The organism is Streptomyces sp. NPDC015532 (genome assembly GCF_043078065.1).
Lineage (GTDB): Bacteria > Actinomycetota > Actinomycetes > Streptomycetales > Streptomycetaceae > Streptomyces.
This window is the reverse complement of sequence record NZ_JBIBSY010000025.1, coordinates 85,970-108,183: the sequence shown is the minus strand read 5'-3', so window position 1 is coordinate 108,183 and position 22,214 is coordinate 85,970. Positions and strand designations below refer to the sequence as shown.

Genomic DNA, 22,214 nt, shown 5'->3' with positions numbered 1-22,214 from the left:
GCCCTCCTCCGGGGGGGGGGGCCCGCCCGGGGGGCCCCGGGGCCCCCGGCCGGGGGGCGTTACCCCGCCCACGTTTGCGCCCCCCCGGGGGGCCCCCCCCCCCCGGGGGGGGCGGGCCCCCACGGCTGCGCGGGAAAGCCTCACGGCTGCGCGGAAAAACGGTGGCCGGTCCGGGCCGGAGTTCGTACGCTGACGGTCTCCCGGTGCGATGGCCGCGGTTACTTCGGTGGAGTACGCCCACGGCGTGCGGTGAATCTGGATCACGTTCCGCTGCCGCCCCGATCTCGGGAGAACCGGCGTCGTCCGGCCCGGTGCGAGGGCCGCGGACACTGCTGGGGCGGTGGCGCCTCGCGGATACGTCGGAGGCGATGGCCCCTCGCGGGTTCGACTCCCGCCGCCGGTCCCTGACCGGTACGGCCGAGCGGTCCACGGCGAAAGCGCCTTCAAGGCGTACGCGATCCGCGTCCGGCCCGACCTCGGGCGGGCGGCACTGTCGGTGCCGTCTGGTAGGAATATTGCTGTGAGCAGCGCGAACGGACGATCCGACGACAGCACGGGCGGGGCGGACGGCGCACCGCCCGAGCAGCTTGCGCTGATCCGGGAGGCCGTGCGGCAGTCCAAGGCGCCGAAGGCGAAGCCGCGGACCTGGAGAGGTGCCCCGCTGGCGAAGGAACTGCCCGTCGCGCGGGTGCTCGTCGACAAGGGCGTGCTGCACCTCGACCGGTACTTCGACTACGCCGTGCCCGAGGACCTCGACGCCGCCGCGCAGCCGGGTGTGCGGGTGCGGGTCCGCTTCGGCGCCGGCGGACGCACGGTGCGCGAGGGGCGGCGCGAGGGCGGCGGGCTCATCGACGGATTTCTCGTCGAGCGGGTCGCCGAGTCCGACTACTCCGGGCCGCTGGCCGCCCTCGCCCAGGTCGTCTCGCCCGAACCCGTCCTCGGACCCGAACTGCTGGGGCTGGCCCGCGCCGTCGCCGACCGGTACGCGGGCTCGCTGGCCGACGTGCTGCAACTGGCCGTGCCGCCCCGGCACGCCCGTGCCGAGGCGCGGGAGTCGCCTGCGCCCCCGCCGTCGCCCGCCGCGCCCGAGCCCGGGACCTGGCGACGCTACGGACGAGGTGCCGACTTCCTCGCCTCGCTCGCCTCCGGCGGCGCCCCGCGCGCGGTGTGGACCGCGCTGCCCGGTCCCGAGTGGGCCGAGGAGATCGCCCGCGCGGTGCAGGCGACGCTCGCCTCCGGGCGCGGCGCGCTCGTCGTCGTCCCGGCGGGCCGGCCCGCCGCCCGCGTCGACGCGGCCCTCACGTCCCTGCTGGGCCAGGGGCATCACGCCGTGCTGACCGCCGACGCCGGACCGGAGCGGCGCTACCGCGACTGGCTCGCCGTACGGCGTGGGTCCGTCCGGGCGGTGGTCGGCACCCGGGCCGCCATGTTCGCGCCGGTGCGGGACCTGGGCCTGGTCGTCGTCTGGGACGACGGCGACGACGGACACAGCGACGACAACGCTCCCTTCCCGCATGTCCGGGAAGTCCTGGAGCTGCGCGCCTCGCGCGACAAGTGCGGCTTCCTGCTGGGCGGTTGGACGTGCACGGTGGAGGCGGCACAACTGGTCGAGAGTGGCTGGGCGCTGCCGCTGGCCGCCGACCGGGAACAAGTGCGCGCCGCGGCGCCGCTGGTGCGGACCACCTCGGACGGCGATCTCGCCCGCGACGAGGCCGCACGGGCCGCCCGGCTGCCGACGCTCGCCTGGCAGCTCGTCAGGGAGGGGCTGAAGCAGGGGCCCGTGCTGGTCCAGGTGCCCCGGCGGGGATATGTGCCCCGGATGGCCTGTGCGAGGTGCCGGGAGCCGGCGCGGTGCCGGCACTGCGCGGGGCCGTTGGAGGCGCAGGACGCCCAGGCGCTGCGCTGCGGGTGGTGCGGGCGGGACGAGACGGCCTGGCACTGCCAGGAGTGCGGCGGATTCCGGCTGCGGGCGCAGGTCGTCGGCGCCCGGCGGACCGCCGAGGAACTGGGGCGGGCGTTCCCGGCCGTGCCGGTGCGCACGTCCGGGCGGGAGCAGGTGCTGGACACGGTGTCCGCGGCACCCGCCCTGGTGGTCAGCACGCCGGGGGCCGAACCGGTGGCCGAGGGCGGGTACGCGGCGGCCCTGCTGCTCGACGGCTGGGCCATGCTCGGACGGCCCGATCTGCGGGCAGGCGAGGACGCGTTGCGCCGGTGGACGGCGGCCGCCGCGCTGGTCCGTCCGCAAGGGGCGGGCGGCACGGTCGTCGTCGTGGCCGAACCGACCCTGCGGCCCGTGCAGGCGCTCGTGCGATGGGATCCGGTCGGGCACGCGGTGCGTGAACTCGCCGAGCGGGCCGAGCTGGGATTTCCGCCCGTCTCCCGGATGGCGGCGGTGTCCGGGGCGCCGGAGGCGCTCGCCGGGTTCCTCGCCGCTGCCGAACTGCCGGGCGACGCCGAGGTGTTGGGGCCCGTGCCGCTGTCGGCCGGCGAGGCGGGGCGGCCCAGGCGGCCCGGTGGACCGCCTCCCGGGGAGCCCGGGGAACGGGTGCTCATCCGGGTACCCCCGGGCAGTGGCGCAGCTCTGGCGGCGGCGCTGAAGAGCGCGCAGGCGGCGCGCATGGCCCGCGGGGGCGGTGACCCCGTACGCATCAGGATCGATCCGCCCGACATCGGGTGAGATGCCCCGAGGTCGGGGGAGATCCGGTGGGGCCGCGCCGAACACAGGTCGCTGACCGTGTGACGGACGGGTGCCGCCGTGGATGGGGGAGTGACGGGGTGTCGCCTCGGCCCATGGGGGTGTCCGGGTGTCGCTGCGGACCGTGTCGGTAGCTGGGTGACCCGGTGGGTCAGGGCCAGGGCCGTGCCTCCGCGGGTCGGCAGGGGGCGGAGGCAGGGGCAGGGGCGGGGAGGGGGACTCGGGCACGGGCGCGCGGAGGGGACTGCCCCCCGGGGCCCGGCGCCGGGAGGCAGTTGTCGTCTCGGGGAGCCGGGTCAGCCGTTGCGCGGGCCCGGGAAGGCCGTGGGCCTGATCTCGTCGCGGAGCGTCGGGCTGCCGGCCGTCGGCTGGGTCGGCATGGAGCGGGCGGCGGGGACGACCGGCACCGACGGCAGAGCCGCGTTGACGGCGACCGTCCGCGTGTCGGCGGTGTCCGTGGCACGCTCCGCCTCGGCGGCGGCCTGGGCCGCGGCCCTGCGGGCGCCGTAACGCCGGTGCACCGCCTGCTTGGTGACCCCGAGGGCCGAGCCCACAGCGTCCCACGAGAAGCCGAGGGAGCGGTCGAAGTCCACGGCGGCGGTGACCAGGGTCTCGACGCTGTCCCGCAACTCCTGGGCGAGACGGACGGTCGGGGCGGGGGCGCGTCCGTAGACGACGAAGCCCGTGGAGGGGCCGGCGCGGCGTGGGCGGTACACGTTGCCCAACTGGGCGGTGAGCGTGCGCAGTGCGTCCACCTGCCGACGGACCCGCTCGATGTCCCGCACCAGCAAGTGCAGGCTGGCCCGAGCCTGGGCGTCGTGGGTTGCATGGTCGGCCATGAGCAAGCCTCTCGAACCGTCGTTGAAAGGGATCGGGCCGCTGGTGTGCGGCCCGCTGTGGTCAACTCTTTCTTGACCAACGCGTGGACGGGTGAGTGGTCACGGGTGCAAGGGCGCAAGAGCATATGAACGGGGCGCGCCCCGGGCTGTACGCCCCCCGTCGTGCGATCGACGCGCCCCGTGCGCCGACGGGCGGCCCCCTCCACCTGCGCCGACGGCCGGTCCGCACCGCCCCGGCGTGTGCGCGGCGGGCGCGGCGCGTACCGCCGGAGCCCGCGCGCGGCGGGTCGGCGCGCTCCCGCGACCGGATGCCTCGCGTGCGTCGCCCACCGCCCGTCCCCCTGCCCCGCCCGCACGGCCGTACCGCCCGTGCGGGCCTGGGGACATGGCCCCGCGGAGAACGCCCGAGCCCTCGGGCCCCGCGCGGCATAGACTGGTGCGCTGCCCCGTGCTTCGCCCGAACCGGTACGCGCGCGGGGGATGGAAGTGCTCCCGCCCGAGAGGCCAACCACCACCCATGAAGCTCGTCTTCGCAGGCACCCCCGAGGTCGCCGTTCCCGCTCTGGACGCCCTGATCGCCTCCGGGCGGCACGAGGTGGCCGCCGTCGTGACCCGGCCGGACGCGCCGGCCGGACGGGGGCGACGGCTCGTCGCGAGTCCGGTCGCGGAGCGGGCGGAGCAGGCCGGGATCGAGGTGCTCAAGCCCGCGAAGCCCCGCGACGAGGAGTTCCTGGCCCGGCTGCGGGAGATCGCCCCGGACTGCTGTCCCGTCGTCGCGTACGGGGCGCTGCTGCCCCGGGTCGCCCTCGACATCCCCGCCCAGGGCTGGGTCAACCTGCACTTCTCGCTGCTGCCGGCCTGGCGCGGCGCCGCCCCCGTGCAGCACGCGATCATGGCAGGCGACGAGATCACCGGCGCCTCCACCTTCCTGATCGAGGAAGGCCTCGACTCGGGGCCGGTGTACGGGACCGTCACCGAGGAGATCCGGCCCACCGACACCAGCGGGGACCTGCTCACGCGGCTCGCCTTCGCCGGGTCCGGACTGCTCGCCGCGACGATGGACGGGATCGAGGACGGCACGCTCAAGGCCGTGCCGCAGCCCGCCGACGGCATCAGCACCGCGCCGAAGATCACCGTCGAGAGCGCCCACGTCGACTGGGCCGCCCCGGCGCTGCGCGTCGACCGCGTGGTGCGCGGATGCACGCCCGCACCCGGCTCCTGGACGGTCTTCCGCGACGAGCGCCTCAAGCTCATCCAGGTCGCGATGGTGCCCGACCGCACGGATCTCGCCCCGGGCGAGCTGTCGGTCGCCAAGAACAACGTCTACGTGGGCACCGGTTCGTACGCCGTCGAGCTGCTCTGGGTGCAGGCCCAGGGCAAGAAGCCGATGCGCGCGGCCGACTGGGCCCGCGGGGTGCGGATTCCGTCCGGCGAGCGCCTCGGCGTCTGACGCCCGCCCCTGCGGCGTACGCTGATAGACGCATCTTTTTCCTGGATCCGGAGCACCTTTTTCGTGAGTGAGCAGCCCCGTCGGCCGCAGAAGCCCGGCAAGCCCTACCGCCGCCCCCAGAAGGACCCGGTCCGCATGCTCGCCTTCGAGGCGCTGCGGGCCGTGGACGAGCGGGACGCGTACGCGAACCTCGTCCTGCCGCCGCTGCTGCGCAAGGCGAGGCAGAAGGACGACTTCGACGCACGGGACGCCGCGCTCGCCACCGAGCTGGTGTACGGCACGCTGCGCCGTCAGGGGACGTACGACGCCGTCATCTCGGCCTGTGTCGACCGGCCGCTGCGGGAGGTCGACCCGCCGGTCCTCGATGTGCTCAGCCTCGGGGTCCATCAGCTGCTCGGCACGCGCATCCCGACGCACGCGGCCGTCTCCGCCTCGGTCGAGCTGGCCCGGGTGGTGCTCGGTGACGGGCGCGCCAAGTTCGTGAACGCCGTGCTGCGCAAGGTCGCGCGGCAGGACCTCGACGCCTGGCTGGAACAGGTCGCGCCACCCTACGAGGACGACCCCGAGGACCACCTCGCCGTCGTGCACTCGCACCCGCGCTGGGTCGTCTCCGCGCTCTGGGACTCCCTCGGCGGCGGCCGGGCCGGCATCGAGGACCTGCTGGAGGCCGACAACGAGCGGCCCGAGGTCACCCTGGTCGCCCGGCCCGGACGCTCCACCGCCGGGGAGATCCTCGACACCCTGGACGAGGACTCGGCGCTTCCCGGGCGCTGGTCCCCGTACGCCGTGCGGCTCACCGAGGGCGGTGAGCCGGGTGCCATCGACGCCGTACGGGAGGGCCGTGCGGGCGTCCAGGACGAGGGCAGCCAGCTCGTCGCGATCGCCCTGGCCGACGCGCCGCTCGACGGGCCCGACCGGGCCTGGCTGGACGGCTGCGCCGGACCCGGCGGCAAGGCCGCGATGCTGGCCGGCCTCGCCGCCCAGCGGGGGGCGACGCTGCTCGCCTCCGAGAAGCAGCCGCACCGCGCGGGGCTCGTCGCCAAGGCACTCGCCGGGAACCCCGGCCCGTACCAGGTCATCGCCGCCGACGGCACCCGCCCGCCGTGGCGGCCCGGCACCTTCGACCGGGTGCTCATGGACGTGCCCTGCACGGGTCTGGGCGCGCTGCGCCGCCGCCCCGAGGCCCGCTGGCGGCGTCGCCCCGAGGACCTGGAGGGCTTCGCGCCGCTCCAGCGGGGACTGCTGCGCACGGCGCTCGCATCGGTGCGGGTCGGCGGTGTCGTCGGCTACGCGACCTGCTCGCCGCACCTCGCCGAGACCCGCGCGGTCGTCGACGACGTCCTCAAGCACTTCGAGGACGGCTCCGCCGAACTGCTCGACGCCCGCCCGCTGCTGCCCGGCGTGCCCGCGCTCGGGGACGGCCCCGACGTCCAGCTGTGGCCGCACCTGCACGGGACGGACGCGATGTACCTGGCCCTGATCCGCCGAACCGCCTGACCCGACGCTCCCAGGGTCCGCCGTTCGGACCGGTCCCGGCACGCGGCCCGGCGATCCGTCAGGGCCGGCGGCCCGTTGATCGGTCCGGGCCCGGTGCGTCGCGTCAGTCGGGCGGCCGGGCCGGTCTCGTGGAGTCGTCCGGGTCCCCGCTGTCCTGGGATCCCGGCGGTCCCGTGGACGCCGCGAGCTCCCCGGACTGCTCCGGCTCCGGCGTGTCCGGGTGCCCGGCGGCGCCGTCCTCGTGCGCGAGCCGGTTCGGCCACCACACCTTCGGGCCGACGTCGAGGAAGAGCGAGGTGACCAGCACCGAGCGCACCACGAAGGTGTCCAGGAGCACGCCGAGGGCGACCGCGAAGCCGATCTCCGCGAACCCCACGATCGGCAGGGTGCCCAGTGCCGCGAACGTGCCCGCGAGAACCAGACCGGCCGAGGTGATCACCGCGCCGGTGGTGGCGAGGCCCGTGACCACACCCTGCCGGGTGCCGTGGCGGCCCGCCTCCTCGCGGATACGGGTGGTCAGGAAGATGTTGTAGTCGATGCCGAGCGCCACCAGGAACACGAAGACGAACAGCGGGAAGGCCACGTCCTCGCCCGCGTAGTCGAAGACGTGCCGGAACGCCAGCGCGCTCACTCCGAGGGCGGTGGCCAGCGAGAGCACCACGGTCCCGATCAGCAGGAGCGGAGCGATCAGCGCGCGCAGCAGGACGCTCAGGACCAGCAGGACCACCACGAGGACGAGCGGGATGACCAGATAGTTGTCGTGCGTCTGGGCGTTCTCCATGTCCAGCAGGGCCGCCGAGCCGCCGCCCACCTTCGCGTCCGCCCCGGGGACGGCGTGCACCGCGTCGCGCACCCGCTCCACCGTGTCCTTCGCCGCCGCGCTGTCGGCTGGGGCACGGGTGGTCGCCTCGAACAGCACCTTGCCGTCGTGCACGGGCGCGGTGCCCGGAGGCACGCCGATGCTCGACTGCACCACGCCCGGGTCCGCCGCCACGGCCTCGCCGACCTGTCTGCCCTGGGCCGTGTTGGACACGATGACCAGCGGATCCCCGTCGCCCGCGGGGAAGTAGCGCGCCGACACCTCCTGGCCGACGATCGAGTCCGGTCTGCCGGTGAACTGGTCGGCGTTCGGGATGCCCGCGGCCCGCAACTGGATCAGGCCGAGGGAGAGCACCCCGAGCGCCAGCGCGGTGGCGACCCAGAACGTCCGGGGGCGGCGGGCGATCCGCCGGCCCATGTGCGCCCAGACGCCGCTCCTGGTCGGATCGGCCGAGCCGAGGTGCGGGACGGCCGGCCAGAAGATCCAGCGGCCGAAGACCAGCAGCAGGGCGGGGAAGAGCGTGAGCATGGCGAGCAGGGCGACGGCCACGCCGATCGCCGCGACCGGGCCGAGGCCCCGCGTCGAGTTCATCTCGGCGACCAGGAGCACCAGCATGCTCAGCACGACCGTGGCGCCCGACGCGAGGACGGCGGGCCCCGCCCGGTTCATGGCGAGTGTCATCGCCTCGTGCCGGTCCTCGTGACGGCGCAGTTCCTCGCGGTAGCGGGCGACGAGCAGCAGCGCGTAGTCGGTTCCCGCGCCGAACACGAGCACGGTGAGAATGCCCGCGCTCTGGCCGTTGACGGTCAGACCGGCGTGTTTCGCCAGCAGATAGATCAGGGCCTGCGCCGTGAACAGGGCGACGACCACGCCGAGCAGGGGGACGAACAGCAGGACCGGGCTGCGGAAGGTGATCAGCAGCATCACGATGACGACGGCCATCGCGGCGTAGAGCAGCGTCGAGTCGATGCCCTCGAAGGCCTTGGAGGAGTCGGCGGCCGTACCCCCGGGCCCGGTGACGTGCACCGAGAGCCCGTCGCCGCCCTTGCCGACCTGGTCACGGATGGAGTCGACGGCGGGGGCGATCCGCTGCCAGCCGGACGCGTCCATGGTGATGGGGACATAGATCTGTGCCGCCCGCGGGTCCGGCTGCCGGTCGAAGACCGGTCCCCGGGTCTCCGCGCCGCGGATGCCGTGTTCCCGCAGTTCCTTCACCTGCTGGACGTCCTCGGCGATCTGCCGCCGGTCCTGCGCCGTCAGACCGTCCGGGCGCGCGTAGACGACGACCGCGGGGATCTGCTCGGGCCTGAAGCCGTTGGAGATGTCGAGGACCTGGGTGGATTCGGCCGAGCCGGGCAGCCAGGATTGCGCGTCGTTGTCCTGGGCGTCGCCCAGCTTCGCTCCGAGCGGTGCCACGAAGAGGAGGATCAGCAGCCACAGGGCCAGGACCAGCCACTTGGACCGCCGGCCGCACACGACTCCGATGGCGCCGCGCTTCCAGACGTCGAGCCGCTTCATGCCCACCCCCGAGACCGGACGCAGCACCGCTGGGCCGCCCAGCATGGCACGGCGGACCCCCGAACGGCATCCGCGGGACGATCCAGGTCCGGACCGGGGCGGGCAACGGGCCCGGGGCATGGCAGTCTTGGGGCATGGCCGCGCAGATCAACCCCAGCATCCTGTCCGCCGACTTCGCCCGTCTTGCCGAGGAGGCAAAGGCGGTCGAAGGCGCGGACTGGCTCCATGTCGACGTCATGGACAACCATTTCGTACCGAACCTCACCCTCGGGGTACCGGTCGTAGAATCCTTGGCCCGTGCGACGGACACTCCGCTGGACTGTCATCTGATGATCGAGGACGCCGATCGATGGGCGCCCCAGTACGTGGAAGCCGGTGCCGGCTCCGTCACCTTCCATGTGGAGGCCGCAGCCGCGCCCGTCCGGCTGGCCCGCGAGATCCGGGCCAAGGGTGCCCGTGCCTCGATGGCGCTCAAGCCCGCGACCCCCATCGAGCCGTACGAGGATCTGCTGCCCGAGCTCGACATGCTGCTCATCATGACGGTCGAGCCCGGATTCGGGGGTCAGGCTTTTCTTGACATCATGCTCCCCAAGATCCGCCGCACGCGCGAGTTGATCAGCAAGCACGGCCTGGAACTGTGGCTCCAGGTCGACGGTGGCGTCTCGGCCTCGACCATCGAGCGCTGCGCGGAGGCGGGGGCCGACGTGTTCGTCGCCGGTTCGGCGGTGTACGGGGCCGGGGACCCCGCTCAGGCGGTACGTGCACTGCGCACCCAGGCCGAGGAGGCGATGACCCGTGCGTCGTGGGCGTGCGGCCACTGAGCCAAGGGAACGTGAACGCCGCCCATCAGGGCGGATCAAGTGCGCCGGATCTGCAAGGATGAACGGCGAATCCAGAGTGTGAACAGAAGTGAGGAGAACGCCGTGTCGGGTATGTCGGCGGGCCGGTCAGCCATGCGGATGGGACCCGCTGAGCTGGTCCAGGCGGCGGCCATGGCCCGCCGCTTCTACCTCGAGGGCAAGTCCAAGATCCAGATCGCCGAGGAGTTCGGCGTCAGCCGCTTCAAGGTGGCCCGGGTCCTGGAGACCGCTCTCGAACGGGATCTCGTGAGGATCGAGATCCGCGTCCCCGCCGAGCTCGACGCGGAGCGCTCGGACGCGCTGCGCGCCCGCTACGGGCTGCGGCACGCCGTGGTCGTCGAGTCCCCGGCGGAGGCCGAGGAGTCGCCCGACCCGGAGAACCTCGGCGAGGTGGCCGCCGACCTGCTCGGCGAGCTCGTCAACGAGGGTGATGTGCTGGGCCTCGCCTGGGGCCGGTCCACCATCCACATGGCGGCGGCCCTGGACCGGCTCCCGCCCTGCACCGTGGTGCAGCTGACGGGTGTCTACGACGCCGGGACCGCCGAACGCGGCTCCGTCGAGGCCGTCCGGCGTGCCGCGCAGGTGTCCGGCGGCGACGCCCACCCCATCTACGCGCCGATGCTCCTGCCCGACGCGGCCACCGCGGCGGCGCTGCGCAACCAGACGGGGATCGCCCGCGCCTTCGAGTACTTCGACAAGGTGACGGTGGCCTGCGTCTCCATCGGCTCCTGGGAGCCCGGCATCTCCACGGTGCACGACATGCTCAGCGACGAGGAGCGCGCGCACTACGCGTCGCTCGGTGTCGCCGCCGAGATGTCCGCGCACCTCTTCGACGCCGAGGGCCGTCGGGTCGGGCGTGACCTGGGCGAGCGCTGCATCACGGTCGAGGCCGACCGGCTGCGCCGTATCCCCGAGGTCGTCGCCATAGCGGGCGGGCACCGCAAGGCGGCCGCCATCGACGCGGTACTGCGGTCCGGGCTCGTCACCAGCCTGGTCACGGACACCGCGGCCGCGGACGCGCTGATGACGGCGGGCCCGCCCCCGCGTCCGGCGCTGAACCGGGCGGACCCGGACGGGCCCTGAGGACGGCACACAGAGCGCGCCCCGAGGGGACGGCCGTGGCAGCATCTACCTCATGCCGCCGCGGCCGTCCCCTCGCGCGTTCACGGGCCGTCTGTTCGCCGGCCTGCTGGTCTGTCTGACGGTCCTGCTGGCGGGCTGCTCGCCGACGGGCACGGCCGGTCCGGGAGACCCGGCGGCCACCACCGCGAGCCGTGCCACGGCGGTCCCGTCCTGGGCCGGCGGCCTGCCGGCCGTGTCCGCGGCGGCGCTGCCCGCCGAAGCGCGGACGACCCTCGCCCTCATCGACCGGGGCGGCCCCTTCCCGTACGCCAAGGACGGCGCCGTCTTCGGCAACGTCGAGCGGGAGCTGCCGGGGCACGCCCGGGGCTACTACCACGAGTACACGGTGCGGACCCCGGGCGCGGGCGACCGCGGGGCCCGGCGCATCGTCACGGGGCGGGGCGGGGAGATCTTCTACACCGACGATCACTACAACTCCTTCAAGGCGGTGCTGAGATGACGCACGGTCCGCTCGCGGCGATGTGCCGATCGGCCGGGTGGCAGGTCACCGAACTCGACCTCACCGGGGTGCTCGACAAGGGCGCCTTCATGGCGCGCTGTGTCCGCGACCTCGACCTGCCGGAGTGGTTCGGGCGGAACTGGGACGCGCTCGGCGACGTCCTGGGCGACCCCGACTGGGGACCGGCCAGTCCGGGCAGACTGCTCGTGGTGACCGGCTGGCGCCCCTACGCGCGAGCACGCCCCGACGAGTGGGAGACCGCGCAGGAAGTGCTGGCGGCGGCCTCCGGTCACTACGAGGCCTCGGACGCGGCGCTCGCGGTCCTCCTCTCCCTTGGAGGATCCGACCAGCTGCCCCCTGACCAGCCTGGATGATCCGCCCGGCGACCTCGTACCGGCTGTCATGGGACAATGAAGTACGTGCTCTTCCCCCTGGCTGACCTGTCCGGGGGCCACCTCTGATCGACTGGGATGTGCAGCACGTGCGTTTCCTCAACGACATCCAGCCCCCGTACGACCTGACGTACGACGACGTCTTCATGGTGCCCAGCCGCTCCGCCGTGGGCTCGCGTCAGGGAGTGGACCTCTCCTCTCCTGACGGCACCGGGACCACCATCCCGCTCGTCGTCGCCAACATGACGGCGATCGCCGGCCGCCGGATGGCCGAGACCGTCGCCCGCCGCGGTGGCCTTGTCGTCATTCCGCAGGACATCCCGATCGAGGTCATCACCGAGGTCGTCTCCTGGGTCAAGGGACGCCACCTGGTGCTCGACACCCCGATCGTCCTCGCGCCCCACCAGACCGTCGCCGACGCGCTGGCGCTGCTGCCCAAGCGCGCGCACAACGCGGGCGTCGTCGTCGACGACGACGGCCGCCCTGTCGGTGTGGTCACCGACACCGACCTCACCGGCGTGGACCGCTTCAGCCAGCTGTCCGAGGTCATGTCCAAGGACCTGCTGCTCCTCGACGCGGACATCGAGCCGCGTGAGGCGTTCAACCGTCTCGACAACGCCAACCGCCGCTACGCCCCCGCCGTGGACGCGGACGGCAGGCTGGCCGGCATCCTGACCCGCAAGGGCGCCCTGCGCGCCACGCTGTACTCGCCGGCCACCGACGCGAACGGCAGGCTGCGCATCGCCGCCGCCGTCGGCATCAACGGCGATGTGGAGGGCAAGGCCAAGCAGCTGCTCGACGCGGGCGTCGACACGCTCGTCATCGACACGGCGCACGGCCACCAGGAGTCGATGATCAGCGCCGTCAGGAAGGTGCGCGCGCTGGATCCGCGCGTGCCGATCGTGGCGGGCAACATCGTCGCCGCCGAGGGCGTCAAGGATCTGATCGACGCGGGCGCCGACATCATCAAGGTCGGTGTGGGCCCGGGTGCCATGTGCACCACCCGCATGATGACCGGCGTCGGCCGGCCGCAGTTCTCCGCGGTCCTGGAGTGCGCGGCCGAGGCGAAGAAGTACGGCAAGCACGTGTGGGCCGACGGCGGTGTCCGCCACCCGCGTGACGTCGCGATGGCGCTGGCCGCCGGCGCCTCCAACGTCATGATCGGCTCGTGGTTCGCCGGCACGTACGAGTCCCCGGGCGACCTGCACCAGGACGCCGGCGGGCGTCTGTACAAGGAGTCGTTCGGCATGGCGTCCGCGCGGGCCGTCAAGAACCGCACCAGCGAGGAGTCCGCGTACGACCGGGCCCGCAAGGCGCTGTTCGAGGAGGGCATCTCCACCTCGCGGATGTTCCTCGACCCGTCCCGTCCGGGCGTCGAGGACCTGATCGACTCGATCATCGCGGGCGTCCGTTCCTCCTGCACCTACGCGGGCGCCAACTCCCTGGAGGAGTTCGCCGAGAACGCGATCGTGGGCATCCAGAGCGCCGCCGGCTACGCCGAGGGCCAGCCGCTGCACGCCAGCTGGAGCTGATCCGCCGCCGCTTCCCGTACGGCCCCCGTTCCCCCTGCCGGGAGCGGGGGCCGTACGCGTGTGAGGCGTTCCCGGCGGACCGGCGTACGGCCGTCGTCCGGGGGTCTCCGCGGCTCCTCGACCGGCCGGAAGTCGCCTGGCGCAACCATCGAAAGGGCCCGCGCAACGAACGTACGCCGGGATGGGATGAACGCAACGATCTTGCGGAGATGCGCAAGGTTGCTGCATTACGCCCGTGAAGCCCGAACTCATAGGGTCGGGCGCTGTACACAGGCGTGGCGGGGACCCCGCTCGGCGGGTCCCGGCTGTCAGGGGTCCCGCCGGTTCCCGTCCTCTTCGACCGGCAGCGATGAAGGAGCCAGCGCGTGCTCGACCAAAGCGCACCCCCGCAGTCCCCACCCACGTCATCCCCGCCCGTCCCCGGTGTCGGCGCGCGTCTCCTGCGCCGCAAGCCGGTGGAACGCCTGGTGGAGGAGGGCGGACAAGGTGAGGGGGGCTCGCTGCGGCGCTCCCTCGGCCTGTGGCAGCTCACCATGATCAGCATCGGCGCCACGCTCGGCACCGGCATCTTCGTGGTCCTCGGCGAGGCCGTCCCCAAGGCCGGGCCCGCGGTCACCCTGTCCTTCGTCATCGCCGGTCTCACGGCCCTCTTCTCCGCCCTCTCCTACGCCGAACTCGCCGGCACCATCCCGGTCGCCGGATCCTCGTACTCCTACGCGTACGCAACGATGGGCGAGCTGATCGCCTGGATCTGCGGCTGGTGCCTGGTCCTGGAGTACGGCGTCTCGGTCGCGGCCGTCGCGGTCGGCTGGGGCGAGTACCTGAACGAACTGCTCGACGGCACCATCGGCGTCACCATCCCGGACGCGCTGTCCGCGCCGCCCGGCGACGGGGGCGTCTTCAACCTGCCCGCGCTCATCGTCGTCCTGCTCGCGATGGCGTTCCTGCTCGGCGGAGCGCGCGAGTCGGCGCGCGCCAACACGGTCATGGTGGCCGTGAAGATCGCCGCGCTCGTGCTGTTCTGCGCGATCGGCGTCCAGGGCTTCCGCTCCGGCAACTACGAGCACTTCATGCCGCTCGGCATGGCGGGCGTCAGCGCCGCCGGCGCCACCCTGTTCTTCTCCTACATCGGCTTCGACGCGGCCTCCACCGCAGGCGAGGAGGCCAAGGACCCGCAGCGCGACCTGCCGCGCGCGATCATGCTCTCGCTGGTCATCGTGACCGCCCTGTACGTCCTCGTCGCCGCCGTCGCCGTCGGCGCGAAGCCCTGGCGGGGATTCGGCGACTCCGAGGCCGCGCTCTCCGGGATCATGAAGGACGTCACCGGGCAGACGTTCTGGGGCACGCTGCTGGCGGCCTGCGCGGTCGTCGCCATCGCGAGTGTCGTGCTGACCGTGCTCTACGGCCAGACCCGCATCCTGTTCGCCATGGGCCGCGACGGCCTGGTGCCCAAGGTGTTCGCCCGGGTCCACCCGAAGACCGGCACGCCCCGCGCCAACACGGTCATCGTCTCGCTGTTCTGCGGTGTCCTCGCGGCCGCGATCCCGCTCGGCCAGCTCGCCGACGCCACCAGCATCGGCACGCTGTTCGCCTTCGCGCTGGTCAATGTCGCCGTCGTCGTGCTGCGCCGGACGCGCCCGGCGATGCGCCGTACGTTCCGGGTTCCGCTCGCGCCGGTGCTGCCCGCGATCGGCTTCCTGCTGTGCGTGTGGATGATGGCCAGTCTCTCCGCCGTCACCTGGGTGGTCTTCGGGGTCTGGATGGCCGTCGGGCTCGTGTTCTACTTCAGTTACGGCTACCGCCGGTCCCGGATGGCGACCGCGGAGACCGTCGCCGAGCAGCCGTAGAACCCGTCGCAGGAACCCCTCGCAAGAACCCCTCGCAGAAAAGTGAACCACCCGCAGTGCTGAACGATCTCGACGAACGCATCGTGCACGCCCTCGCCGAGGACGCCCGCCGTTCCTACGCGGACATCGGGCAACTGGTCGGCCTGTCCGCGCCCGCCGTGAAGCGGAGGGTCGACCGGCTGCGGGCCACCGGGGCCATCACCGGGTTCACCGTACGGGTGGACCCGGCGGCGCTCGGCTGGGAGACCGAGGGCTTCGTCGAGATCTACTGCCGCCGGAACACCTCGCCGGAGACCATCCAGCGCGGTCTGGAGCGGTACCAGGAAGTCGTGGCCGCCTCCACGGTCACCGGGGAGGCGGACGCGGTGGTGCAGGTGTTCGCCTCGGACATGCGGCACTTCGAGAGGGTCCTGGAGCGGATCGCGGGAGAGCCGTTCGTGGAGCGGACGAAGTCCGTGCTCGTGCTGTCGCCGCTGCTGCGGAGGTTTTCCTCGGGGTCGCCCACCTAGTCGGCGCCCCCATAAAAGACCGTGCGCCCTCTGGGGTGGGGGTTTCGCCTCCGCGCGGGTTCGGGTCTGTTGGGGCTGGGGGCGCAGTTCCTCGCGCCCCTGAGGGGCGCTCCAGCGCCCCGGCGCCCGAACAGGCCCCTGGCCGTCCGTACCTCGTGGCCTCGGCCGGATGGCGCGGCAGGGGCCGGTTCTGCGATCACGTGGTGGCCGTCCCGTCCTCGCCGTGTCCAGGGGCGATCGAGGGGCGGACCCGGTGACGGCGTGCAGTGCGCGTTGAACGCTCAGTCAGTCCGGACCATTGCGGTCCGGGCGCGACATCGACTAGTTTGAGCCGCGCGCCCGCTACCCGCGAGTAACACATGGGTCACCACACGTCACCCGGCCACCCGACCGTCCCGTCGTCCTGGGGAGACCATGCGCTGGCCCTTCGGCCGTACGCCCACGGTCCGTTCGCGGATCGTGGCCCTCTCGATCGCTCCCGTGATCGCCCTCATGACCCTGTGGAGTTTCGCCATGGTGTCCGTCACCGGCGATCTGCGCGCGCTCGTCCGTCTCCAGGACGTCTACGACACCTTCGGCACCCCGGTCGACACGGCGGTCGGCCAGATCCAGATCGAACGGCGCCTCGCCGCCGCGTACCTGGGCGCGAAGCGCGGGACGTCGGCGGGCGTCGAGCTGCTGGCCCAGGAACGCCGCACCGACCGCGCCGTGACCGCCCTGCGCGCGGCCGTCCGGGACGGGGACCGCAGCCGGCTCTCCGGACAGCAGCGCCAGGCGCTCGACGCCCTGCTCCACTCCGTCGACGCCCTGGAGGGGCTGCGCGGCCGGGTGCTGGCGCACACCGTCACCTGGGACCGGGCCGTGGCCGAATACAGCACCCTGGTGGAACCGTCCTTCGACGTCGAGTCCGCGCTCACCGCCCTCCAGGCGGGACAACTGGCCCGCGAGGCCCAGGTCGTCGTCGAGCTGGTGCGGGTACGGGAGTTCGTGTCGCGCGAGGACGCGCTCGTCGCCGGGGCACGGGCCGCCGGGACGCTCACCGACCGCCAGTACGACACCCTCACCGCGACCATCGAGGACCGCCGGGTCTTCGAGCAGACCTACGTGCCCGACCTGCCGGCCGACTCGCGCGCCCTCTTCGAGACCTTCCAGCGCGACGACCTGCACCGGGAACTGACCCGGGACGAGGACACCCTGCTGCGGGCGGGCGCGCACCGGGCGGGCGAGGCCGTCACGGCCGACTCCTGGCGCACCACCAGCGACCGCGCCGTCAAGCGGTACATGCGGCTGTGCACCCAGTCCGCGATCAACTCCGCCGCGCGCGGGCGGGCGTTCGCCTACCGGGAGCTGACCAAGGCGGCGATCGTCGGTGTGCTCGGACTGGCAGCCGTCGGACTGTCCCTCTGGTTCGCGGTGCGCGGCGCCCGGCGCATCTCACGCCGTCTGGAGTCGCTGCGCGACGCCGCCGACCTGCTGACCAACCGCCAACTGCCTCAGGTCATGGAGCGGTTGGGCGCCGGTGAGGAGGTCGACGCGGCCGCCGAGGCGCCGCCGCTGGCGGACGTGGAGGCGGTGGCCGACGAGATCGGCCAGGTCGGCCGGTCCTTCAACACCGCCCGGCTCGCCGCCGTCGAGGCCGCCGTCAAGCAAGCCACCCTGCGCCGCGGGCTGTTCGCGGTGCTCCTGAACATCGCCCGCCGCAACCAGGCACTCGTCCACCGCCAGCTCAAGCTCGTCGACACACTGGAGCGCCGCACCGACGACCCCGACGTCCTGGACGACCTGTTCCGGATCGATCACCTCACCACGCGTATGCGGCGCCACGCGGAAAGCCTCATCATCCTCTCCGGCTCCGCCCCGGGCCGCCGTTGGCGACGGCCGGTGCCCGTCGCCGAGGTGGTGTCCTCCGCGGTGAGCGAGATCGAGCAGTACACGCGCGTCGTGGTTCCCCCGATGCCCGAGGTGGGCATCGCCGCGGACGCCGTCGCCGACGTCGTCCACCTCATCGCCGAACTCGTCGAGAACGCCACCGTGTTCTCGCCGCCCCGCACCCAGGTCACGCTGCGTACCGGGCGGGCCGGGAGCGGGTTCGTCCTGGAGATCGACGACCGGGGTCTCGGCCTCGAACCCGACCAGATCGACGAGGCGCACCGCACCCTCACCACACCGGAGGACTTCGACCCGACCCGGCACGACCGGCTCGGCCTGTACGTCGTGGGCCGGCTCGCCGCACGGCACGGCATCAAGGTCACGCTCTGCCGCTCCCCGTACGGCGGTACGACGGCGGTGGTGCTGCTCCCCGAGGCCGTCCTCGCACCGGTCGAGACCACGCACCCGGCGGCGGACACGGCTCCGGTGGCGCTTCCCACGCGGACCGCCACCGCACTCCTGCCGGCGCAGCGGACGGCGTCCGAGGAACAGAAGGCCGGCTCCGTACAGCAGGAGGCCCCGGAAGCGCCCGTGCTGCCCACCCGGGTCCGTCAGCAGGCCCTGGCCCCGGAGCTGCGCCCCGCGCCCCCGGTGGCCGACGGGACGCCGGAACGTGAGATCACACCGGAGGAGATGCGCGCGGTCTTCGGAGCCTTCCAGCGTGGTCTCGACCGAGGCCGCAGGGGACTGCCCGCGCAGCCGGACACCGGCGGGTCCGGCACCGTGCCGTCCGGCCCCGCGCAGCGAACCGAAACCGAGGAAGGGACGGACGCCGACGATGCGCCCTGACCAGCTCCCAGAGCACCCCGTCCGGACCCTGGAGGCCCGGCACCCTGATCCGGCGGGCGTCGTCCTCGGGTCCGGGGACGACAGCGACCGGCCCGGCACCGATCTCGGATGGCTGCTCGACGATCTCGTGGCCAGGACCGACCACGTCCGCCAGGCCGTGCTCCTCACCGCCGACGGCCTCCCGCTGAGCTGCTCGGACGGCATGCGCAGACGGGACATCGAACACCTCGCCGCGGTCTGCGCGGGCTTCCACAGCCTCGCCCGCTCGGTGGGCGAGCGCTTCGCCGCGGGCGGGGTGCGCCAAACCATGGTGATGCTCGACGACGCCTACCTCTTCATCACCCCGGCGGGTGACGGGAGCCGGCTCGCCGTGCTGAGCGAGGTGCAGACGGACGTCGGACAGCTCGCGCACGAGATGGAACTGCTCGTCCGCCGCGTCGGCCGTCACATGGCCGCCGCCGTACGCTCGGCGGCCGACCCCGCGGACCACTGATCCGGCTGTGACCGACGAGCACTGGTACGAGGACGAGACCGGGCCGATGGTGCGGCCCTACACCGTCACCGGGGGCCGGACCCGGCCCTCGCGGCGGCACGTCATCGACCTGATGTCGCGGGTCACGGTCCTGGAGACGGACGCCGGGCGGCCCGGTCTCGACCACGCGGCGGCCGCGCTGCTCGACCTGGCCCGGCGCGGCCCCCGGCCGGTCGTCGAGCTCGCCGCGGACGCCGACCTGCCGCTGACCGTCGTCCGTGTCCTGCTCGGCGACCTGGCCGAGGCCGGTCTGCTGACCATCGACGAGCCGTACCGTCCGCCGGACGGCGCTCCCGCGGCCGACCCGGAGCTGCTCCGCGAGATCGTGGAGCGCCTGCGCGAGCTGTGACCAGGAGGCCACCCGGAGGACGGGGATCCGAGCCGGGGCCTCGGGGTCGGCGGACCCCCGCCAAGGCGGCCTCGCCCCACCGTCCGGCCGCGTCCGTCCCGTCGCAGGGACCGTCCCCCGGCTGTGACCTGCGTCTCCCGGGGTTCGGGACGTTCGGGACTTGACCGCGGGGGGCGCGACGGGGCGCGCAACGAATCGCCGCCGGGGGCCGGGCGCGCGCAACGAATCGTCCACCGGCGCGCAACGGGTCCTTCTTGTCCCCCCGAGCCGGCCGACCGTACCGTCTAGGTGACCCCCCGAACCCCCTCGTACCGGTGGAGAACCCGTATGCGCACAGCCCTGCTCCAGAGCTCCGGCCGCCCCGGCTCGGTCGTCGAGAACCTCAAGGTCCTCGACGAGGCCGCGGGTCGTGCCGCCGCAGCGGGCGCCGGGCTGGTCGTGACGTCGGAGATGTTCCTGACCGGCTACGCCATCGGCGACGCCATAGCGCGCCTCGCCGAGCCCGCCGACGGGGACTCCGCCGACGCGGTGGCCGAGATCGCCATGCGGCACGGCGTCGCCGTCGCCTACGGCTACCCCGAGCGCGAGGCCGCGCGGCCCGGGAACGAGGACTCCGGGGCCGACGGCGGCACGAGGGTCTTCAACTCCGTGCAGCTGATCTCCGCGGACGGCACCCGGCTCGCGAACTACCGCAAGACCCACCTCTTCGGCTGCTTCGAGCACGACCACTTCACGCCCGGCGAGCAGCCCGTCGTGCAGGCCGAACTGAACGGCCTGCGCGTCGGCCTCATGATCTGCTACGACGTCGAGTTCCCGGAGAACGTCCGCGGGCACGCTCTCGCCGGTACCGACCTGCTGCTCGTGCCGACCGCGCAGATGCACCCGTTCCAGTTCGTCGCCGAGTCCGTCGTGCCGGTGCGGGCCTTCGAGAACCAGATGTACATCGCCTACGTCAACCGCACCGGCCCGGAAGGGGAGTTCGAGTTCGTCGGACTGTCCACGCTGGCCGGCCCCGACGGCGTCGCCCGTGCCCGCGCGGGCCGCGGCGAGGAACTGGTCGTGGCGGACGCCGACCCGGCGTTCCTGGCGGCCTCGCGCGAGTCGAACCCGTATCTGAAGGACCGCCGCCCCGGCCTCTACGGGTCCCTCGTCTGATTCTCCCGCCCGGCCTGCCCCCGCCCGGCCGCACCAGTCCTCCCCTCACCAGTTTCCGCGCAAGGAGTCCGTACCCCATGACGTCCACCGTGCCCAACGCCGTCCAGCACGCCGACGTGCAGCAGCCGCCGATCACCATGTTCGGCCCGGACTTCCCCTACGCCTACGACGACTTCCTCGCGCACCCCGCGGGCCTCGGGCAGATACCCGCGACCGAGCACGGCACCGAGATCGCGGTGATCGGCGGCGGACTGTCCGGCATCGTGGCCGCGTACGAGCTGATGAAGATGGGCCTCAAGCCCGTCGTGTACGAGGCCGACGAGATCGGCGGCCGGCTGCGCACGGTCGGCTTCGAGGGCTGCGACCCCTCGCTGACCGCCGAGATGGGCGCGATGCGCTTCCCGCCCTCCTCCACCGCCCTCCAGCACTACATCGACCTGGTCGGCCTCAAGACCACTCCGTTCCCCAACCCCCTCGCCGAGTCCACGCCGTCGACGGTCGTCGACCTCAAGGGCGAGTCGCACTACGCGACCTCCGTCGACGATCTCCCGCAGGTCTACCGCGACGTCATGAACGCCTGGAACGCCTGCCTGGAGGACGGCGCCGACTTCTCCGACATGAACCAGGCCATGCGGGAGCGCGACGTTCCGCGCATCCGGGAGATCTGGTCGAAGCTCGTCGAGAAGCTCGACAACCAGACCTTCTACGGCTTCCTGTGTGACTCGGAGTCCTTCAAGTCCTTCCGCCACCGCGAGATCTTCGGCCAGGTCGGCTTCGGCACCGGCGGCTGGGACACCGACTTCCCGAACTCCATCCTGGAGATCCTGCGGGTCGTCTACACCGAGGCCGACGACCACCACCGCGGCATCGTCGGCGGTTCCCAGCAGCTCCCCGTGCGGCTGTGGGAGCGCGAGCCGGAGAAGATCGTGCACTGGGCGTACGGCACCTCGCTGTCGACCCTGCACGACGGCGCCCCGCGTCCGGCCGTGACCCGGCTGAACCGCACCGCGGGCAACGGCATCACGGTGACGGACGCGAACGGCGACATCCGTACGTACAAGGCGGCGATCTTCACCGCCCAGTCCTGGATGCTGCTCTCCAAGGTCGCCTGCGACGACTCGCTCTTCCCGATCGACCACTGGACTGCGATCGAGCGCACCCACTACATGGAGTCCAGCAAGCTCTTCGTGCCCGTCGACCGGCCGTTCTGGCTGGACAAGGACGAGGAGACCGGCCGTGACGTCATGTCGATGACGCTCACCGACCGGATGACGCGCGGGACCTACCTCCTGGACGAGGGCCCGGACAAGCCCGCCGTCATCTGCCTCTCGTACACGTGGTGCGACGACAGCCTCAAGTGGCTGCCGCTGTCCGCGAGCGAGCGCATGGAGGTCATGCTGAAGTCGCTCGGCGAGATCTACCCGAAGGTCGACATCCGCAAGCACATCATCGGCAACCCGGTGACCGTGTCCTGGGAGAACGAGCCCTACTTCATGGGCGCGTTCAAGGCCAACCTGCCGGGTCACTACCGCTACCAGCGCCGCTTGTTCACGCACTTCATGCAGGAGTCGCTGCCCGAGGACAAGCGGGGCATCTTCCTCGCCGGCGACGACATCTCCTGGACGGCCGGCTGGGCCGAGGGCGCCGTCCAGACCGCGCTGAACGCGGTCTGGGGCGTCATGCACCAGCTCGGCGGGACGACCGACCCGACCAACCCCGGGCCCGGCGACCTGTACGACGAGATCGCGCCGGTGGAACTGCCCGAGGACTGATCATCGAGCGGGGGGCGCGGGGGGGGGGGGGCCCCCCCCCCCCCCCCCCCCCCCCCCCCCCCCCCCGCCCCCCCCGCCCGCCCCCCCCCCGCGGGCCCCCCCCCCCGCAGGGGTTAGCGGTACAAAAAGTAGGCGGCCCAGAACGGG

The 22,214-nt window shown here is 73.0% G+C and carries 17 protein-coding genes; 15 read left to right on the top strand and 2 right to left on the bottom strand.

Annotated elements, in window-relative coordinates; all coding sequences use genetic code 11:
- Positions 1–520: 520 nt before the first annotated feature.
- A complete protein-coding gene (locus ACF07B_RS41070; RefSeq protein ID WP_392182688.1) occupies positions 521–2,677 on the top strand; it encodes a primosomal protein N' in 2,157 nt (718 codons plus the stop codon).
- Positions 2,678–2,991: 314 nt separating this feature from the next.
- Here the strand turns inward: ACF07B_RS41070 and ACF07B_RS41065 are convergent, their stop codons facing one another.
- Entirely contained in the window at positions 2,992–3,534 is a 543-nt protein-coding gene (locus ACF07B_RS41065; protein WP_369486710.1) for a hypothetical protein, read from the bottom strand.
- 517 nt (positions 3,535–4,051) lie between these two features.
- On the opposite strand from ACF07B_RS41065, the gene fmt reads away from it, so the two are divergent.
- Together fmt and ACF07B_RS41055 are read left to right on the top strand one after the other, a co-directional pair.
- Positions 4,052–4,984: a methionyl-tRNA formyltransferase gene (fmt, locus tag ACF07B_RS41060; RefSeq protein ID WP_369482580.1), complete on the top strand. Its 933-nt coding sequence runs from the start codon at positions 4,052–4,054 to the stop codon at positions 4,982–4,984.
- A 63-nt stretch (positions 4,985–5,047) separates the two neighbouring features.
- Positions 5,048–6,481, top strand: coding sequence for an RsmB/NOP family class I SAM-dependent RNA methyltransferase (locus ACF07B_RS41055; RefSeq protein ID WP_392182687.1), 1,434 nt, complete (start codon positions 5,048–5,050; stop codon positions 6,479–6,481).
- A gap of 103 nt (positions 6,482–6,584) precedes the next feature.
- Here ACF07B_RS41055 and ACF07B_RS41050 read toward each other — a convergent pair whose 3' ends face one another.
- Entirely contained in the window at positions 6,585–8,819 is a 2,235-nt protein-coding gene (locus tag ACF07B_RS41050) for an MMPL family transporter (protein WP_392182692.1), read from the bottom strand.
- A 134-nt stretch (positions 8,820–8,953) separates the two neighbouring features.
- Here ACF07B_RS41050 and rpe point away from each other — a divergent pair, with 134 nt between their 5' ends.
- The 12 genes from rpe to ACF07B_RS40990 all read left to right on the top strand — a co-directional run bounded on the left by rpe (position 8,954) and on the right by ACF07B_RS40990 (position 22,067).
- Positions 8,954–9,640: a ribulose-phosphate 3-epimerase gene (gene rpe / locus ACF07B_RS41045; protein ID WP_369482582.1), complete on the top strand. Its 687-nt coding sequence runs from the start codon at positions 8,954–8,956 to the stop codon at positions 9,638–9,640.
- A 78-nt stretch (positions 9,641–9,718) separates the two neighbouring features.
- Positions 9,719–10,762, top strand: a complete 1,044-nt coding sequence (locus tag ACF07B_RS41040) for a sugar-binding transcriptional regulator (protein WP_369482584.1) — start codon at positions 9,719–9,721, stop codon at positions 10,760–10,762.
- Positions 10,763–10,814: 52 nt separating this feature from the next.
- Complete coding sequence (locus ACF07B_RS41035) at positions 10,815–11,261, top strand: ribonuclease domain-containing protein (protein WP_392182686.1); 447 nt, start codon at positions 10,815–10,817, stop codon at positions 11,259–11,261.
- Positions 11,258–11,635, top strand: a complete 378-nt coding sequence (locus ACF07B_RS41030; protein ID WP_392182685.1) for a barstar family protein — start codon at positions 11,258–11,260, stop codon at positions 11,633–11,635. The genes ACF07B_RS41035 and ACF07B_RS41030 overlap by 4 nt, the downstream gene beginning before the upstream one ends.
- Positions 11,636–11,742: 107 nt before the next feature.
- The gene (locus tag ACF07B_RS41025; RefSeq protein ID WP_369482629.1) at positions 11,743–13,185 is read left to right on the top strand and encodes a GuaB1 family IMP dehydrogenase-related protein; all 1,443 of its coding nucleotides are present in this window, start codon (positions 11,743–11,745) and stop codon (positions 13,183–13,185) included.
- A gap of 365 nt (positions 13,186–13,550) precedes the next feature.
- Positions 13,551–15,032 (top strand): amino acid permease, encoded by a 1,482-nt coding sequence (locus ACF07B_RS41020; RefSeq protein ID WP_392182684.1) that lies wholly within the window; start codon positions 13,551–13,553, stop codon positions 15,030–15,032.
- Positions 15,033–15,088: 56 nt separating this feature from the next.
- Complete coding sequence (locus ACF07B_RS41015; RefSeq protein WP_015661832.1) at positions 15,089–15,541, top strand: Lrp/AsnC family transcriptional regulator; 453 nt, start codon at positions 15,089–15,091, stop codon at positions 15,539–15,541.
- 414 nt (positions 15,542–15,955) lie between these two features.
- A complete protein-coding gene (locus ACF07B_RS41010) occupies positions 15,956–18,259 on the top strand; it encodes a nitrate- and nitrite sensing domain-containing protein (protein WP_392182683.1) in 2,304 nt (767 codons plus the stop codon).
- A complete protein-coding gene (locus tag ACF07B_RS41005) occupies positions 18,249–18,752 on the top strand; it encodes a roadblock/LC7 domain-containing protein (protein ID WP_392182682.1) in 504 nt (167 codons plus the stop codon). The genes ACF07B_RS41010 and ACF07B_RS41005 overlap by 11 nt, the downstream gene beginning before the upstream one ends.
- A gap of 46 nt (positions 18,753–18,798) precedes the next feature.
- Positions 18,799–19,140, top strand: coding sequence for a DUF742 domain-containing protein (locus ACF07B_RS41000; protein ID WP_326791038.1), 342 nt, complete (start codon positions 18,799–18,801; stop codon positions 19,138–19,140).
- A gap of 327 nt (positions 19,141–19,467) precedes the next feature.
- Entirely contained in the window at positions 19,468–20,295 is an 828-nt protein-coding gene (locus tag ACF07B_RS40995; protein WP_392182681.1) for a carbon-nitrogen hydrolase family protein, read from the top strand.
- A 77-nt stretch (positions 20,296–20,372) separates the two neighbouring features.
- Entirely contained in the window at positions 20,373–22,067 is a 1,695-nt protein-coding gene (locus ACF07B_RS40990; RefSeq protein ID WP_384239649.1) for a flavin monoamine oxidase family protein, read from the top strand.
- Positions 22,068–22,214: the final 147 nt, after the last annotated feature.

Excerpts from the sequence above, each read along its gene's own strand:
- ACF07B_RS41065 (WP_369486710.1), bottom strand. The coding sequence starts at position 3,534 with ATGGCCGACCATGCAACCCACGACGCCCAGGCTCGGGCCAGCCTGCAC.
- fmt (WP_369482580.1), top strand. The coding sequence starts at position 4,052 with ATGAAGCTCGTCTTCGCAGGCACCCCCGAGGTCGCCGTTCCCGCTCTG.
- ACF07B_RS41050 (WP_392182692.1), bottom strand. The coding sequence starts at position 8,819 with ATGAAGCGGCTCGACGTCTGGAAGCGCGGCGCCATCGGAGTCGTGTGC.
- rpe (WP_369482582.1), top strand. The coding sequence starts at position 8,954 with ATGGCCGCGCAGATCAACCCCAGCATCCTGTCCGCCGACTTCGCCCGT.
- ACF07B_RS41035 (WP_392182686.1), top strand. The coding sequence starts at position 10,815 with ATGCCGCCGCGGCCGTCCCCTCGCGCGTTCACGGGCCGTCTGTTCGCC.
- ACF07B_RS41030 (WP_392182685.1), top strand. The coding sequence starts at position 11,258 with ATGACGCACGGTCCGCTCGCGGCGATGTGCCGATCGGCCGGGTGGCAG.
- ACF07B_RS41010 (WP_392182683.1), top strand. The coding sequence starts at position 15,956 with ATGCGCTGGCCCTTCGGCCGTACGCCCACGGTCCGTTCGCGGATCGTG.
- ACF07B_RS41005 (WP_392182682.1), top strand. The coding sequence starts at position 18,249 with ATGCGCCCTGACCAGCTCCCAGAGCACCCCGTCCGGACCCTGGAGGCC.
- ACF07B_RS41000 (WP_326791038.1), top strand. The coding sequence starts at position 18,799 with ATGGTGCGGCCCTACACCGTCACCGGGGGCCGGACCCGGCCCTCGCGG.
- ACF07B_RS40995 (WP_392182681.1), top strand. The coding sequence starts at position 19,468 with ATGCGCACAGCCCTGCTCCAGAGCTCCGGCCGCCCCGGCTCGGTCGTC.
- ACF07B_RS40990 (WP_384239649.1), top strand. The coding sequence starts at position 20,373 with ATGACGTCCACCGTGCCCAACGCCGTCCAGCACGCCGACGTGCAGCAG.